14 protein-coding genes are annotated in these 16,807 nt (G+C 44.0%); 11 read left to right on the plus strand and 3 right to left on the minus strand.

The window, feature by feature from the left end; genetic code table 11:
• Nucleotides 1-139 precede the first annotated feature (139 nt).
• The 3 genes from NH153_RS03365 to NH153_RS03375 form a co-directional block, all read right to left on the minus strand.
• A complete protein-coding gene (locus tag NH153_RS03365; protein ID WP_082873981.1) occupies nt 140-1,642 on the minus strand; it encodes a serine hydrolase in 1,503 nt (500 codons plus the stop codon).
• Nucleotides 1,643-1,806: 164 nt separating this feature from the next.
• The gene (locus tag NH153_RS03370; RefSeq protein ID WP_054562939.1) at nt 1,807-2,469 is read right to left on the minus strand and encodes a response regulator transcription factor; all 663 of its coding nucleotides are present in this window, start codon (nt 2,467-2,469) and stop codon (nt 1,807-1,809) included.
• 113 nt (nt 2,470-2,582) lie between these two features.
• Nucleotides 2,583-4,874, minus strand: a complete 2,292-nt coding sequence (locus NH153_RS03375; protein WP_063700951.1) for a TonB-dependent receptor — start codon at nt 4,872-4,874, stop codon at nt 2,583-2,585.
• 295 nt (nt 4,875-5,169) lie between these two features.
• On the opposite strand from NH153_RS03375, the gene NH153_RS03380 reads away from it, so the two are divergent.
• The 11 genes from NH153_RS03380 to NH153_RS03430 all read left to right on the plus strand — a co-directional run bounded on the left by NH153_RS03380 (nt 5,170) and on the right by NH153_RS03430 (nt 16,687).
• Complete coding sequence (locus tag NH153_RS03380) at nt 5,170-6,471, plus strand: GntP family permease (protein WP_063700953.1); 1,302 nt, start codon at nt 5,170-5,172, stop codon at nt 6,469-6,471.
• 9 nt (nt 6,472-6,480) lie between these two features.
• A complete protein-coding gene (locus NH153_RS03385; RefSeq protein ID WP_063700956.1) occupies nt 6,481-7,668 on the plus strand; it encodes an E22 family MetX-like putative esterase in 1,188 nt (395 codons plus the stop codon).
• A 4-nt stretch (nt 7,669-7,672) separates the two neighbouring features.
• Entirely contained in the window at nt 7,673-8,434 is a 762-nt protein-coding gene (locus NH153_RS03390) for a 3-hydroxybutyrate dehydrogenase (protein ID WP_054552326.1), read from the plus strand.
• A gap of 9 nt (nt 8,435-8,443) precedes the next feature.
• Complete coding sequence (locus NH153_RS03395) at nt 8,444-9,151, plus strand: CoA transferase subunit A (protein ID WP_054552327.1); 708 nt, start codon at nt 8,444-8,446, stop codon at nt 9,149-9,151.
• A gap of 11 nt (nt 9,152-9,162) precedes the next feature.
• The gene (locus NH153_RS03400) at nt 9,163-9,822 is read left to right on the plus strand and encodes a 3-oxoacid CoA-transferase subunit B (protein WP_063700958.1); all 660 of its coding nucleotides are present in this window, start codon (nt 9,163-9,165) and stop codon (nt 9,820-9,822) included.
• 227 nt (nt 9,823-10,049) lie between these two features.
• Complete coding sequence (locus NH153_RS03405; protein ID WP_063700960.1) at nt 10,050-11,291, plus strand: OprO/OprP family phosphate-selective porin; 1,242 nt, start codon at nt 10,050-10,052, stop codon at nt 11,289-11,291.
• A 12-nt stretch (nt 11,292-11,303) separates the two neighbouring features.
• Nucleotides 11,304-12,269: a Bug family tripartite tricarboxylate transporter substrate binding protein gene (locus NH153_RS03410; RefSeq protein ID WP_370625277.1), complete on the plus strand. Its 966-nt coding sequence runs from the start codon at nt 11,304-11,306 to the stop codon at nt 12,267-12,269.
• A gap of 9 nt (nt 12,270-12,278) precedes the next feature.
• Nucleotides 12,279-12,743 (plus strand): tripartite tricarboxylate transporter TctB family protein, encoded by a 465-nt coding sequence (locus NH153_RS03415; protein ID WP_063700962.1) that lies wholly within the window; start codon nt 12,279-12,281, stop codon nt 12,741-12,743.
• Between the two features lie 3 nt (nt 12,744-12,746).
• Nucleotides 12,747-14,285 carry a tripartite tricarboxylate transporter permease gene (locus NH153_RS03420; protein WP_063700964.1) on the plus strand — a complete coding sequence of 513 codons (1,539 nt, stop codon included), beginning with the start codon at nt 12,747-12,749 and terminating at the stop codon, nt 14,283-14,285.
• Nucleotides 14,286-14,299: 14 nt separating this feature from the next.
• Entirely contained in the window at nt 14,300-15,922 is a 1,623-nt protein-coding gene (locus tag NH153_RS03425; RefSeq protein WP_063700966.1) for an ATP-binding protein, read from the plus strand.
• Nucleotides 15,923-15,958: 36 nt separating this feature from the next.
• On the plus strand, nt 15,959-16,687 hold the full coding sequence (locus NH153_RS03430) for a response regulator (RefSeq protein ID WP_063700968.1): 729 nt from the start codon (nt 15,959-15,961) through the stop codon (nt 16,685-16,687).
• Nucleotides 16,688-16,807: the final 120 nt, after the last annotated feature.

A 16,807-nucleotide genomic window follows, 5' to 3' on the forward strand; every position in this document is an offset into this window, starting at 1 on the left:
AATCATGGAATAGCTAAGGCGAGTTTTGTGCCAATTGTTAAGGTGTTGATTTTAATGGTTTTGTATTTGGTGGAGGAAATGGTTTTTCCCACTTCTGGGATTAATACAATCAAAAGTGGGATAACCAATAATGTGTTGTTTACTCCATCAGCTTTGCAAGCTTAGCTAGTTGCTTTTTAGCATGTGCGTTATCAGGTTTAAGCTTTAACACATGGTTATAATTGGCGGTTGCTTGCTTTAGATCACCGAGGTACCAGTATGCCTCTGCTAAGCTATCAAAAGTATTGTAACTATGTGGGTAAAGGTGCGTATTAAGTTTAAAAATCGCTAACGCTTCATTGAGTTTATTTTGGTTAATAAGCGAGTAACCCCATAAGTTAATATCGTTTTCAGTAAATTGAACTTGCTCATCTTTAGTTAATTGAGCGGCAGCTGTAATTGCATTTTCATAGCCTTGCACTTCAAGAACTTGCCATAAGCGTTTAATATTTTTCGCTAAACCAAAGCCATTTTCTTGTTTCATTTCAGGAATATAAAAGCTTGCTATTTCATCTACAAATTGCGATGGCATTGCGCCAATCAAGTTGGTTAAGATCACTATCGACATATTATCTTCTGGGTAAACAAAGATACCGGCTCTGTTACCACCTATTGCAGCTAATGCCGGGTGTTCTTCTCGTCCCATAACTGGCCAGCCAATACTGTAGCCATTTACGCGTTGATTAAAGCCTTGAGTATGACCATTTTTTAGTCGAGTCGGAGTCCACATTTGCTGAATACTTTGTGCACTAATAAGCTGATTAGTTTGTAATGCCACTAGCCAATTTGCTATCTCAGTTGCTGTTGAGGCCATGCCCGCGGCTGTTTGTAGCATTGGCGAGAAAATAGCTTCTCTTGAATTTATAAGCTCATTACCATGCTTTTCGTATCGTCTAGCTGAATGTTTGACAACGTTATTGAGATTACCAAAGCCCGCTTCAAGTGTTCTGTTCATTTCAGTTTGTTGTAATTGTTTTTTTGCTATGAATTGCTGAAATGGCATCCCAGATAACTTATTAATTAACTGACCGATAATGACGTAGTTTGTTTGGTTATATTTAAAACGGGTGCCGGTTTCGAATTCTAATGGTTTAGTTTGTACTTGTTGCCATGCATCATCAGGCCCTTGATCTGAGATTAGATTAGCAATTTCATCTTTTATGATGTCAGGTAAACCTGATGTATGGCTCATTAATTCTCTTGTTGTTATAGCATGCCACTGAGCTGGCAGTTCTGGTAGGTAAGTGCCAATAGGTGCATTAAGGTCTAACTTCTTTTGCTCAACAAGTTGCATCAGTGCGACACCAACGAAGGCTTTAGTTGCGGAATTAATCACAAATAAAGTGTCGGCATCAACGGCGATATTATCTTCTATATTTGCAACTCCGTAGCTGGCAACTTTCGTTATTTTATTATTTTGCACAACAGCGAGTTGTAGTCCTGGAATATGCCTTTTTTGCATTAGCTCAACCAGCCATTGGTCGAGCTCATCTGCATGTGCAGAAAAGGTACTCAAAGTGGATAGAAGAGCAATCGTTGGAAGGATTAATTTTTTGCCAAGTTTTTTGCAAGCTGTGTACACGATGTTGTCCTTAGTGTTCATTTGAATCTATTATTTTTTACTTAGATTGTTTTTAATGATGAGCACTAAAGCGAGGAGTATGCCAAAGTTTAACTTTATGAATTCTAAGTCTTTTGTGATTTTCCGTGATGTAAGAATTCCCATTTATGGGAATTTCAATTTAAACCTGGGAGTGAATGCTTAAATTAGCTTTCTTCGATTTTGCCAACCTGTGAAAGTTGATTAAATAAAATGCCTGCTTGGGTGCGGTTATAGACATTGAGTTTACGTAAAATCGCTGACACATGTTGTTTGATTGTGGTTTCTTGAATCGACATTTCGAAGGCGATTTGTTTATTCAATAAGCCGTCGGCAATCATTGCAAGTACGCGGTATTGCTGCGGAGTTAGTTTTTCGAGGTTACGAGCAAATTCGCTTTGTTCGTCGTTGATCACCACATCAGTTAAATCTACTTCAGGTGGTAACCAAGTGTCGCCATTGAGTACATGACTAATTGCTTCACTGATGACATCTAAAGAAGATGACTTCGGAATATAGCCTGCAGCGCCAAGGCTCATGGCTTGTTTGATTATGGCTGGTGTCTCATTGGCAGAGACCATAATCACTAAGATATCAGGGTAGTGGTTACGCAGTTGCGAAAGGGCTTGTAGGCCATTTGCACCTGGGATGGTGAGGTCTAAAAATATTAGTTCAATCTCAGGGTGAGCGCTTAACAGTGTAAACAAACCATCAATGTCACTGGTTTCTTTAATATGTTCTTCTGGCACTGATGTCGCGGCAGCTTGACGCAGCGCACTTCTAAATAACGGGTGATCATCGGCGATTATGGTGTTCACAGCTAAAGACATTCCCTCGATTCTCCAATGCGTTATGTTATAAGTGATTTTGCCTTTTGAAACAAGGTTTGCCTGAGGGGAAGTTTCAGACAAACCTTTTCTCACACAAGGATTTAGATTCTATTTTAGAAACGGTAACCAACAGTGAAGGCTACAGTGCGAGGGTCGCCGTAGTAACCAATTAGCGTATTATCACCACCTAAACCTGGGGTGTATTTGCTGGTATCTGTTGGGTCTGTTGGATCAGGTGCCACGAACTGGTAACCACCAATCATGTACTCTTCGTCCGTTAAGTTTTTACCGTAAAGACCTGCAGTCCAGTGACCATCTGTGCTGTACCAAGTAATACCCATATTGAAGATACCGTAAGCATCTTGCGTTAGTAGACTATCTTCTTCGAATAGCGCGTAGTCACCACGGTAGTAGTAGTTACCATTGACAACAAAGTCACCCATTTCTGTGTACATGCGGTACGTTGCACCCAGATTAAAGGTTAAATCAGGTGTGTTTGATACACTAAAGCGATCTGATTTATCAAATTGCTCACCAGTCACTGGGTCGTAATCAATCACGTTATCAAAGCTACTATCGATGTAACCCACTGACGCATCAAAGCTGAGTGATTCTGATGCTACATAGTTTAGTTCAAGCTCGATACCATCTGATGTTGACTCACCAATGTTACCTAAGCGTTGGTTTAGATCTGCTGCGCTGTCGCCCGGTAATACTGAAATGTATTGACGGTCTTTATGGTCAAGGGTGAATAAAGTGACGTTTGCACGTAAGTTATTGTTCCACTCACTCTTCATACCGATTTCGAATGAATCAACGATTTCTGGTTTTGCAGCTGGCTCTGCAGTAGTTGCACGTGGGTTGAAAGTACCTGACTTAAAGCCTTGCGCATAACTTGCAAAGAACATGATGTCGTTTGAATACTGATATTCAACACCTGCACGTGGTGTGAAGCGTGACCATTCTTCTTCATCATCGAGTACCGTTGGTACAAGCTGACCTTCTGGGCGAGTGTAACCTGGCACCCAACCTGACTCAGGGTAAACAATGTCAAAGATTAGGCCGTTGTTAACCTGTGCTTCTTTTTTGTCTTTGGTGTAACGCGCGCCGAGTGTCATTGACCATTTATCGGTTAAATCAATTGAGCTTTGGATATACGCTGCTTTACTGTTTGAGTTACTACAGCCGCTTACTTCACGAGTTAGGCCTGGTGCACCTAGGCTTTGACCTAAGATACCTAGAATAGCCTCAAATTGACCGCAAGATTCACCATCATAGTAGTAAAGACCCGAAACTAGTTTGTAGTTATCGCCTTGATGATTTAGCTGTAATTCGTGAGTGGTTTGCTCATCATCGTAAATAGCAGGTACATCGAAAATTTGCAGTGACGTGTTATCAAAGTCGATATTGGTTGGTGAGTAGCTCTCACGGCTTGAACCGACATATTTAATGCTAGTGCTGTCAGTCATATCCCAACGAGCAGTTAGGCTGTAACCTTCAAGTTCAACTTTGTTCCATGTTGGTAAGCTGGTGTATGAGTCATACACGCTGTCTGGAACAGGTGCATCGGTAAGAATACTTGGTAGTAAACGGTAACCACCTTTTGCGTTTGATTTGTCTTCTGTTTTATCCCACGCTAAGCGGAAGAAAAGGTCATCAGTCGGTGTGTATTCGAGAGTAACGCGTGCTGCGGTTACGTCTTTGTTGTAGTTTTCGCGGTCTTGGTTATCAAGAGAAGACGTTAAAAACTCGCCAAAGCCATCACGGTTAAGCGTTGCAAAACCAAAACCAACGTAAAGTTTTTCGTCAACAATCGGTAATTGGCCAGTAATTTTTAAATCTTTTTGGTTATAGCTACCTACAGTGCCTTGTATATTTAACGTGGCATCACCGCTCATTTCTTTGGTGACGTATTTAATGGCACCACCGATGGTATTTTTACCGTAAAGCGTCCCTTGTGGGCCGCGTAATACTTCGATTTGTTGCACATCAAGTAGATCAAGCACGGCACCTTGTGGGCGGGCAAGATAAACATCATCAATATAGATACCGACACCCGGCTCATAGCCCCAGAGTGGATCTTGCTGACCTACACCACGAATAAACGCAGTAATTGTAGAGTTAGTACCACGGCTTGCTTGTAAGGTGGTATTTGGCGAGAACTGCTGAACTTCGGTCATGACGACGATGCCATTTTCAGCCAGCTCTTCAGCACCAATTGAAGTGACTGCGACTGGCACTTCTTGCAGGTTTTCAACAGTTTTACGTGCTGTTACCTGAATACGTTCAAGTTCACCTTTTTTTGCTGCAGGTTCGGCTTGTTCTGCCGCTTGAGCACTGACACCTGCCAAAGCAAGTGATACAGCCAGAGTAAGTGGCGCGACTTTTGGGTTAAGCTTTATCATGTTGTATTCCTTGTTATTGTTGTCATTAGTCTTATGGCCACTCACATTGATGTTGCCGAAGACTGAATAAGATTTGCCCGTGTCACCTGTCAGTTAATGTAGAAGATAGTTGCAGAAATTGAATTAGTACCATAGTGCTATACCCGCCACAGCCCTTTATTTATCAAGCAATTAAGCTATTTTTAAAGCAGATAGTACCTTAGTGTTATGTATTTTTTGAGCGCTTAGGGTAAGACTGAAAGCATTATTCCGATGTCACCTCATCTGTGTAATAACAATAATTATAGGAATGTCTATGCTGAGCATGATAGGACTGTTAGGCGGTTTAATACTGCTGATCATTTTAACGCTGCGTGGGGTAAATTTATTTATCGCTGCGCCAATCTGTGCACTATTAGTTGCACTTAGTAGTGGCATGGCCATTTTCCCTGTATCGGCAGATACAAACTTTATTAACGCCTATATGGATGGCTTTGCAGGCTTCTTAAGTGCGTGGTTCTTTATGTTCTTACTGGGGTCGTTATTCGGTAAGTTCATGGAAGACACCGGTGCTGCTGACAGTGTTGCAAGCTACATTGTGGGTAAACTAGGTATGAAGCACGCCGTTCTTGCGGTTGTGATTGCCTGTGCCGTTTTAACCTACGGTGGCGTGAGCGTCTTTATCGTTGCGTTTTCTGTTTATCCAATGGCATTAAGTCTGTTTAAAGATGCAAACTTACCGCGCCGCTTTATTCCAGCAACGCTGGCATTTGGTTCGGTGACCTTTACCATGACTTCGGCAGGTTCGCCAGAAATTCAAAACTGGATCCCGGTTAAGCACCTTGGCACGTCGCCTTATGCGGCATGGGAAGTGAGCTTAGTGGTCGCTATTTTCATGGCGACAGCAGGTTACTTTTGGTTAAACAAGATGATCAAAAAAGCCGTTGCTAACGGCGAAACGTTTGAAGCGCGTGATGATGATCCTGTGATTATTGAGCGTCGTCGTCCGCATCCAATCACCGGTGTGATCCCACTGATTGTGGTATTAGTTCTGTCATTTGCATTGCACGATATTTTACAGCAGACGGCGCTGATTGTTGCCTTGCTTGGTGGCGTAATGAGTATTGTGATTATTAACTTCAAGCATTTTCACGATATGGGTAACGCTATTAATGTTGGTACAACTGGCGCTTTAGTGGCAATCGGTAATACCGCTGCTGTGGTTGGTTTTGGCGCTGTGGCGAAAGTGTCACCAGCATTTACCGCCGCTGTCGATGTGATGACCCATATGCCGGGTAATGAACTACTTGGTGCTGCCGTTGCGGTTAGTGTGATTGCCGGCTTAACAGGCTCTGCTTCTGGCGGACAAGCCATTGCATTACCGCTTGTCGCACCGGGTTATTTAGACATGGGTGTAAACCCTGAACAACTGCACCGTGTAGTGGCAATTAGTTCTGGAGCCCTCGATACCTTGCCGCATAATGGTTATGTGGTCACAACAATACGTGCTATCTGTAAAGAAACGCATCAACGAGCGTATTGGTCAATGGCAGCGCTGACTGCGGTCATTCCGCTTATCGGTGTCGCATTGGCACTCGGACTCTTTATTTTCTTTTAAGGAACAGCAATGAAAACCAAATTAATAATTTTGCTATGGCTGGTTGTATTTAGTAGCACCGCGTTTGGCGCTGCAAACAAAGCCGACACCATGCTGGTGGAAAAGCAGCATTTTACGACAAAAGATTTTACCACTGTGTCTGGTGTGACGTTAGAGCAAGTGGATATTGGCTGGGAAAGTTACGGAAAACTAAACGCCAATAAAGATAACGTGATTTTAATCACTCATTACTTCTCTGGTACTTCTCATGCCGCAGGTAAATATAAAGCGGATGATGCCCTACCGGGTTATTGGGATGCGATTATCGGCCCAGGTAAAGCTATCGATACCAATAAATATTATGTGATTAGCTCAGATACCTTAGTGAATGCCAACTGGCATGATGAAAATGTAATTACGACAGGTCCTGCGTCAACTAATCCAAAAACAGGTAAACCTTATGGTTTGGATTTCCCTGTGGTTACGATTACTGACTTTGTGAATGTGCAAAAGCGTTTACTCGAAAGCCTAGGTATCACTAAGTTACATGCTGTGATGGGCGCATCAATGGGGTCGTTTCAAGCACTTGAGTGGGCAACACGTTACCCAGATAAAGTTGAGCGCTTAATTCATGTGATTGGCGCTGCAACGATGGATGCATGGACAGTTGCTGCACTTGAAAAATGGGCGTTACCAATTCGTCTAGATAAAAACTGGCAGCAAGGTAATTACTACGGCAAAGAGCGCCCATTAGATGGTTTAGCGGCAACCATGCTTAATATTACGCAAGATGCGATGCATCCAATTATTTACAACGCGAGCTTCCCTGACTTTAACGTTTTGGATGAAGGTGCGTTAAAAGACATTCGCACCTTGCCTAAGTTAAACCAAGTACTCGCTCAGCGCGCAATGGCACGAGCGAAAACTCAAGATGCCAACCATGTACTTTATTTGGTCCGGGCATCACAATTATTTACCGCTGGTATGCAGAGCGATTTAACAACAGCACTTAAAAATGTCTCTGCCAAAACATTATTGCTACCTGCAACGAACGACTTACTGCTTCGTCCTGAAAACATGCGTACTGTGTTTGACACCATGAAAGCGGCAGGTAAAGACGTTGAGATTTCAGAAATTGAAGGGGGCTGGGGACACCTTGATGGTCTTTTCTCAATCGCCCCGAAAGCGCAGCTTATCAGTGAGTTTTTAGAGGAGTAACCCGATGAGCAAAACAGTTTTAATTACCGGTGCAGCCAGTGGTATTGGTCTCTATGTTGCCCAGCAACTGGCGATGCAAGGTCACACTATTATTGTGACTGATTTAAATCAGCAAGCAGCACAACAAGCGGCAGCAGGCATTGTTGAACAAGGCGGCAGCGCTGAAGGGTATGCACTTAATGTGGCTGATAGTGATGCAATAGAGCAGTTTTTCACTGAGCTTAATCAGCCAATTGATGTACTTATTAATAATGCGGGTATTCAGCACGTTGCGAAGCTTGAGGATTTTCCGGCTGATAAATGGCAGTTCTTACAGCAAGTTATGCTCGTTGGCCCGGCGATGATGACCAAGGCGGTACTCCCTCGCATGCGTGAGCAAGATTTTGGTCGCATCATTAATATTGGTTCAATCCATGCCATGGTGGCGTCTAAATATAAGTCGGCTTATATCGCTGCAAAACATGGCTTAATCGGCTTTGCTAAAACCATGGCACTTGAAACTGGCGATGCCAATATCACGATTAATACCGTGTGCCCAGCGTATGTAAAAACGCCGCTTGTTGAGCAACAAATTGCCTCGCAAGCCAAAGAACATGGCATTTCTGAGCAACAAGTGATCGACACAATTATGCTAGCACCGATGCCGAAAAAAGCATTTATCGGCTTAGATGAGATCCTGCATACCGTTAGTTTTTTAATGGCCGATGCAGCACGCAATATTACCGCCCAAGCAATCGCCATTGATGGCGGTTGGACTGCACAATAGGAGGAGCCAATGGCAGGTTTTGATAAAGTAGTTACAAGTTATAGCGAAGCGATGGCTGGCCTTGAAGATGGCATGACAGTGATAGCCGGTGGTTTTGGTTTATGCGGTATTCCTGAAGGCTTGATTGCACAAATTAAACGTCAAGGCACCCGTGGTTTAACCGTGGTATCGAATAACTGTGGTGTGGATGGTTTTGGTTTAGGTGTGCTACTTGAAGATAAGCAAATCAGCAAGATGGTTGCCTCTTACGTTGGTGAAAACGCGCTATTTGAGCAGCAGCTATTAAATGGTGAACTGGAAGTAGAGCTCACACCACAAGGCACCTTAGCTGAAAAAATGCGAGCTGGCGGTGCGGGCATTCCTGCATTTTATACCGCAACTGGCGTGGGTACTCCGGTGGCTGACGGTAAAGAAACCCGCAATATTAATGGTCGTGACTATTTATTGGAGCCAAGCATTACTGGCGACTTTGCGATAGTTAAAGCGTGGAAAGCAGATCGTTATGGTAACTGCATTTATCGTCATACGGCGATGAACTTTAACCCGATGGCAGCAACCGCTGGCAAAATTACGGTTCTTGAAGTTGAAGAAATTGTTGAGCCAGGGGAGCTAGAGCCAAGCCAAATTCACACGCCGGGTATCTATATTGACCGGGTGATTAAAGGTGAATTTGAAAAACGCATCGAGAAAGTTACCACTAAGCAAGAGAATCAATAAGGAGCACGCTGATGGCATTATCACGAGAACAAATCGCTAAACGCGTGGCGATGGAACTACAGGATGGTTACTACGTTAACTTAGGCATAGGTATTCCAACCTTGGTCGCTAATTATGTCCCTGATGGCATCGAAGTGATGCTGCAATCAGAAAATGGTTTACTCGGTATGGGACCATACCCAAGTGCAGACCAAGTTGATGCTGATATGATCAACGCAGGTAAAGAAACGGTCACCGCAGCAAAAGGGGCGGCTATATTTAGTTCCGCAGAAAGCTTTGCCATGATCCGCGGTGGGCACGTTGACTTAACCGTGCTGGGTGCCTTTGAAGTGGACCAAAACGGCAACATTGCCAGTTGGATGATCCCGAAAAAGTTGGTTAAAGGCATGGGTGGTGCGATGGATTTAGTAGCCGGTGCTAAAAACATTATTTGTACTATGACCCATGCAAATAAGCATGGCGAATCAAAACTGCTGACCGAATGTAGTTTGCCGTTAACGGGTGTTGGTTGTATCAATAAAGTGATCACCGATTTGGCTCTTTTAGAAATTAAAGACGGTGCATTTCATTTATTAGAGCGTGCTCCGGGTGTTTCGGTTGATGAAATTATTGCTAAGACGCAGGGCAAGCTGATTGTCTCTGGTGACATTCCTGAGATGACCTTTAGCTAGTTTTGCGACTTTTAAGCAGCTAATTTGCCTAGATTTTATACTAAACCCCAATAATGTGCTTTTTGTTCATGAGTTTTATGAACAAAAAGCCATTTATCACCATCAATGCAACTTACCCCCTAAACATTTCGTTAATCTATCGTTAACACTATGCTCCAAACCAGATCGCCGATTGCAGTAGGCCGATCAACGACAACAAATAATTATAATCTGGTGTGGAGTAATTCATGAAAGCAAGTAACACACAGCTCGCTTTAGCCGTTGCAGCGGCGTTAGCAAGTACCTCAGCATTCGCACAAAGCGACACTGAACAACTACAGCAACAACTCGATGCACTTCAAAAAGAAGTGGACTCATTAAAAACATCTAGCGGCTTTAACCTAGAATTTGGTGGTCGCGTGCAACTTGATTACAACTATTTCGACGGTGCTTACAATGCCGACAATGATGGCGCAGGAGGCAGCGACTTCTTCCCACGTCGTATCCGTACTTATGTTGAAAGTGAACATGGCAACTGGGATCACAAACTACTACTCGAATTTGCTGAAGGCACGGCTGAAATCGTGTTAGCGCGTGTACGTTATGCATTCGACAACGGCTTAAAAGTAAAAGCCGGTAAAATCCGTGAAGACATGTCGCTCAATGCGCTAACTAGTTCTAAACATATTAATACCATTGAGCGCAGCACCCTTGCTAATACCTTCTCACCTTTCTTCCGCTGGGGTATCTCAGCTTCTCAATACTTTAAAGATTCAGGCTTACGTTACGCGGTGGGTGTTTACAAAAATGATGCGTTTGGTGCTTCAGGCCATGACGAAAATGACAAACTGACATTGGCTGTAACAGGTCGCTTAACCTGGTCAAGTGCAGCGCCGGGTGATGTGATCCATTTAGGTGCTTGGCATTCTTATCGTGATATGGGCGGCAATGATTTAAGTGCTCGTTTTGCCCGCGGTGAAGTGCGTGAAACCAATGTTCGCTTAGTCGATTACGCAGTCGGTGGTGAAACGGCAGCGCTTGATAGCATGTCGCAAAGCGGTCTTGAATTTGCCTACCAAGCGAATGCATTCACTCTAGAGGCTGAATATGCCAGCCGTTACCTTGATACGGTAGATAGTAGCAATGACCTTGATGGTGAACGCTTTGATGGCTTTCATGTTTCGGCAAGTTACTTCTTAGGCGGTGAGCAGCGCCGTTACAAAGCAGGTTCAGCGCTATTTGTACAACCAAAAGGGATTAAAGATGCATGGGAGCTTGTTGCCCGTGTGTCACAAATGAATGCCAGCAGCAAACAGCAAGGTACCGACGTTACCACTTATACATTAGGCACATCTTATTATTTAAGCAGCGATATCAAATTTATGGGCAACCTGATTTACAGCGATGTTGATGGTGCCGGTGCTTCTACGCTGGTTGGTGATGAAGATTCAGGTATGGGCATCAGCGCTCGTATGCAGTACTTATTTTAGGAGTCGTGCATTATGACTATGTTTAAATCATTAAAAAGATCTGTTTTAGCAGCTTCATTATTAGTAGCCAGCCCACTGGCATTGGCAAACTTACACTTTTTGGTACCGGGTGGCCCAGGCGGCGGTTGGGATACCACAGCACGTGGTGTCGGCGAAGCAATGGTGAAAGCGGGCATTGAAGACAATGCATCGTTTCAGAATATGTCGGGCGGCGGCGGTGGTCGTGCAATTGCTTACTTGATTGAGTCGGGCACTAAAAAAGGCGATATGTTGATGGTTAACTCAACACCTATCGTTCTGCGCGCATTATCAGGCAAAATTCCTTACAGCTATCGCGATTTAACGCCAGTTGCCAGCATGATTGCTGATTATGGTGCGTTTGTGGTGCGTAATGACTCGCCATTTAAAACATGGCAAGACGTTATTGATGCCATGAAAAAAGACCCAGGCTCTGTAAAAGTCGCGGGCGGTTCTGCGCGTGGCAGCATGGATCACTTAGTAGCAGCACAAGCGGTGAAAGCGGCGGGTCTGGATGGTCGTCGTTTACGTTACATACCTTACGATGCTGGTGGTAAAGCGAAAGCAGGTTTACTGTCGGGTGAGGTCAACTTGCTTTCAACAGGCTTAAGTGAAGCACTCGAAGTCGCGAATGGCGGTCAAGCGCGAATTTTAGCGGTGACTTCAGCAGAGACATTGCCAGATTACCCAGCAATTCCAACCTTAAAGTCGCTAGGTTACGACATGGAGTTCGTAAACTGGCGCGGCTTTTTTGCAACCCCAGATTTACCAGCAGACAAACTTGCCGAGTACACAGAAAAGCTACGTAAGCTGCAGCAAACCCCAGAGTGGGAAGCGGTTCGTGCCCGTAATGGTTGGCTAAATCTATTTCAAGAAAAAGAAGCGTTTATTAAATCGCTTGAGCAGCAAGAAGCGCAATTACGCGTTGTAATGAAAGAACTTGGTTTTATCCGAGGCTAAGGTTAGACGATGTTAAACCGTGAACTAATTGGACCAAGTTTATTCTTGGTCCTCTTTACCCTCTACGCCCTTGTGGCTTGGCAAATTCCACTTATGCCATTTGAAGAGTACGAAAGCGTTACTTCAGCAACCTTACCAAAAGTGTATGCGGTATTCGGTATTGTGGTGTGTGTACTATCGATTGGTGCGAACTTATTAAAGCAAGCACCAGCAGAAAAAGCAGAGCTACTCAGTAAGGGCAACTTACTACGTACCTTTGCACTGTTGGTGTTGATGGTTGCTTATAGCGCCATGCTTGAACCGTTCGGCTTTTTAATTGCCACCAGTGCCTTTTTAATTGCTGGCTTTTTTATTATGGGTGAGCGCCGTAAGAAGGTGTTGTTGTTTGCCTCTGTACCTGTGGCCGTGGTTTTTTGGTTTTTAATGACACAAGTACTGGGCATTTACTTAGTACCTGGCAATCTGTGGAGTTAAGTTATGCTTGATGGAATTATGTTAGGTTTGTCGACCGTACTCGACTGGAACAACTTGTTATATGTGATTGTTGGCTGCTTTGTTGGCACGTTCATCGGTATGCTACCTGGCCTTGGGCCAATTACTGCGATTGCGTTGATGATCCCGATCACTTACAGCATCGGTGCTGATTCGGGCATGATTTTAATGGCGGGTGTTTACTACGGGGCTATATTCGGTGGCTCTACTTCTTCTATTTTGATTAATGCGCCGGGTGTGGCGGGGACAGTAGCGTCATCGTTTGATGGTTACCCGCTAGCAAAACAAGGTAAGGCAGGTAAAGCTCTGGCTATTGCAGCTTATTCATCCTTTATAGGCGGGACGATTGGCGCCATTTTACTGATGGTGGCGGCGCCATTATTAGCGAAAGTGTCATTAAGTTTCCAATCGCCTGATTATGTTGTACTGATGTTTTTAGGCTTAACGGCCATTGCTGCATTCTCTAATAAAGGGCAATTTTTAAAAGCCATGATGATGACGGTATTTGGTTTAATGCTGGCAACGGTTGGTATTGATCCCTCTTCAGGTACCGAGCGCTTTACCTTTGGCCAAGCCGATTTATTAGATGGGATTAGCTTTTTATTAGTGGCAATGGCAACGTTTGCGTTGGCTGAGGCACTGATTAATGTGGCGCGCCCAGAAGCTGAGCCAGATAAAAAGCTGGACGATCCTGATACGCCAAAAATTGGTTCAACAAAACTGACTAAAGAAGAAGTCAAAGATATGGCTCCTGTGGTTGGCCGCTCATCTTTACTTGGTTTTATTGTCGGTGTTTTACCGGGCGCAGGGGCAACGATTGCCAGCTTTATGGCCTATGCTACTGAGCGTAACCTTGCTCCAAAAGCACTGAAAGATAAATTTGGTAAGGGTTCAATGCGTGGCTTAGCTGCACCTGAGTCGGCTAATAATGCAGCCTGTACTGGCTCATTTGTACCATTGCTGACTTTAGGTATTCCGGGCTCTGGTACGACAGCGATTATGTTAGGTGCATTAATTGCCTACGGTATTCAGCCGGGTCCTATGTTAATGCAAGAAAACCCAAGCGTGTTTTGGGCAGTTATTGTCAGTATGTACTTTGGCAATATTGTACTGCTTATTTTGAATCTGCCACTGATCCCGTATTTCGCTAAAGTGCTGGCAATGCCTAAATCTGTGCTGACAGTGATGATTTTATTCTTCAGCTTAATTGGCGTGTATTTAGTGTCATTTAACACCTTTGATTTATTTATGATGGTGGGCTTTGCGCTGGTGGCCTTGGTACTTCGATTGTTAGCGTTCCCGATGGCGCCTTTATTACTTGGCTTTATCCTCGGTGATATGATTGAGCGAAATTTCCGCCGTGCCATGATGATTTCAGATGGCTCGCTGAGCTTTTTATGGGACCGCCCATTAACACTGAGTATTTTTGTGATTTCGATCTTAGTGTTGTTGTTCCCACTGAAAGACTATATTGTCCAACGTCGTAAAGACAAAGCAGCTACGCAAGCAGAGCAACATGCGTAGAACAAGGCACTGATATGAGATACACCAATAAGCTAAACCCATTTCAGCATATGGTTAAAAAACCAAAGCGCTTAGAAACGCGACTCATTATTTGGGTTACCGGTCTATGTGTTTTGCAAGCTGTGTTGTTTGGCGCTTTGGTGTATCAGATCACCGCAGAAAGCTTACATAACCACATGGGTGATAAAGCCCTTGCGCTCGCAACCAGCATTGCCTCACGGGATGACGTACAATATGCATTGCAAACCAAGCAAGGACTTGATGAGTTAAATACGCAAATAGAGCATATTCGTGAACTCACTGCAGCTAGCTTTATCGTTATTGGCGATAGAAATACTCGCCGCATTGTTCACCCCGACTCTGACAAGCTCGGTAAGCCGATGGTGGGTGGTGATAGTAAAGCGGCGCTACGTGGTGAGCGGTATGTATCGATTGCAAAAGGGAGTTTGGGCGAATCTATCCGTGGCAAAGTCCCCGTGCTTTCAGAGCAGGGCGAAGTTATCGGCTTGGTTTCTGTTGGCTTTTTAGTGCAATCAATTGAGCCGCTCATTCGTGCTCGCAGTGCTGAAATTATGCTTTGGGGCTTGTTGTTAGTTGGTTTAAGTATTTTGGCTGCGGTGTATATCGGTCAACGGGTACGTAATGCTATTTTTGGTTTACAGCCTGACGAAATAGCACGGTTGTTCTCTGAGCAAGATGCTATTTTGAATACCGTTCGTAGCGGCATTATCGCCCTCGACCCTGAGGGTAACGTGCGTAACTTAAACCAGCGTGCTTGCGAAATCCTTGGTAAACCGATCAGCTGTATCCATCAACCACTTAAACTTGAAGATTTACTTCCTGAACATGCTGAATTTTTAATGCATAACCAACAGCGTCCGATTGTTGGTTTTGAATTATTTGCCGCCGATAAACGCATTGTATTGTCGCGGTATGCATTGCAGGTGCAAGGTCAGGCTGATGGTATTTTGCTGAGCATGCGCCCTGCGGATGAGCTTGAATATTTATCGCAACAATTAACTAAAGTACAAGCTTTTGCTGAGCTATTGCGGGTGCAAACCCATGATTACTCAAACAAGCTAAACTTAATTGGTGCGTTAATTCAGATGGGGCAAACGGATCAGGCGATTGAGTTAATTGGCCAAGAAAGCAAAGGCTCGCAAGCGCAGATCCATCATTTACTCGAAAGGATCCAAGATCCGGTACTAGCAGGTTTATTGGTTGGTAAATATCACAAAGCCCGTGAACTTAATGTAATCCTTGAGCTTAATCCAGACAGCTTACTAGGATCGATCACCCGTAAAGATATGCTAGAACGGGTTGTTTCGATACTTGGCAACTTGATTGATAACGCAATTGAAGCTGCCATTCGAGCTAGCGATACACGTACCCCTAAGGTTCGTGTTACGGTTGATGAAACCAGTAAAACATTATTGTTTGATGTTGAAGACAGCGGTTTTGGTTTAGGCGATGACAAGGATGTGGTATTTACACCACAATACAGCTCTAAGTCAGGGGCTGAGCATGGTATCGGCCTTTATTTGGTTAAAACCAATTTAGATTCGTGTCGTGGTAGTTTAGAAATAGGTGAGTCTGATCTGATGGGGGCACGTTTAAGTGTCTACATTCCAAAATAATAAAAACGATCAGCCTATAAATAAAAGGTAAAGAACATGACTTACTCGGTTGTCATTGTTGAAGACGAAGTAGAAGTAGCCCAGTTGTTGGCGCAATACTTATTACTTCCACATGGCGTTGCTGGCCAACAAGGGGCACGGCAAACACTGCGTCAGGGGCAATATCAGGTTGTAGGTATTGCTGGCAATCTTGCCACCGCGAAAGCGCTGTTATCGGCGATTAATGCTGATTTAATTTTGCTGGATATTCATTTACCCGATGGTAATGGCCTTGATTTACTCAATGAATTACGCCGCGAAGAAATGAAAAGCGAAGTAATGCTGTTAACCGCAGCAAAAGAAGTCGAAACACTGGAAAAAGCGATGCAGCTTGGTGCCTGTGATTTCTTAGTGAAACCGTTAATGCTCAATCGGTTGGATCAAGCGCTAGCGCGATTCGAAGCAAGGCAGCAATGCTTGTCAGATGCCGATGAAGTGACCCAATCAATGGTTGATACCTTATTTGGATCGCAAGAGCAGTTAAAAGCGCCGGTCAGGTTGCCAAAAGGGGTGGATCAACTGACTTTGCAAAAGATCTTAAAAGCGTTTAAAGCAAATTTAGGTGCAAATTTTACAGCTCAGCAAATGGGTGATTTGGTGGGGGTAAGTCGTTCAACAGCCCGTCGTTACCTTGAATATCTGCTTGAAGCAGAGCAAGTCAGTGCGGATCAAAGCTACGGAAGTATCGGCCGACCTGAACGCTGTTACAAAATGACAAGCAGCTAATCGCATCATTTATCGGGTAAATTACCGTTAAATTAACGATTTTAGTCACATAAATTCATTAATCGGCACCATAAAAAGTGCCGCTTATCCTTAGCATAGAAAAATTTTATAAAATTGATT

The organism is Pseudoalteromonas gelatinilytica, assembly GCF_001641615.1.
GTDB lineage: Bacteria > Pseudomonadota > Gammaproteobacteria > Enterobacterales > Alteromonadaceae > Pseudoalteromonas > Pseudoalteromonas gelatinilytica.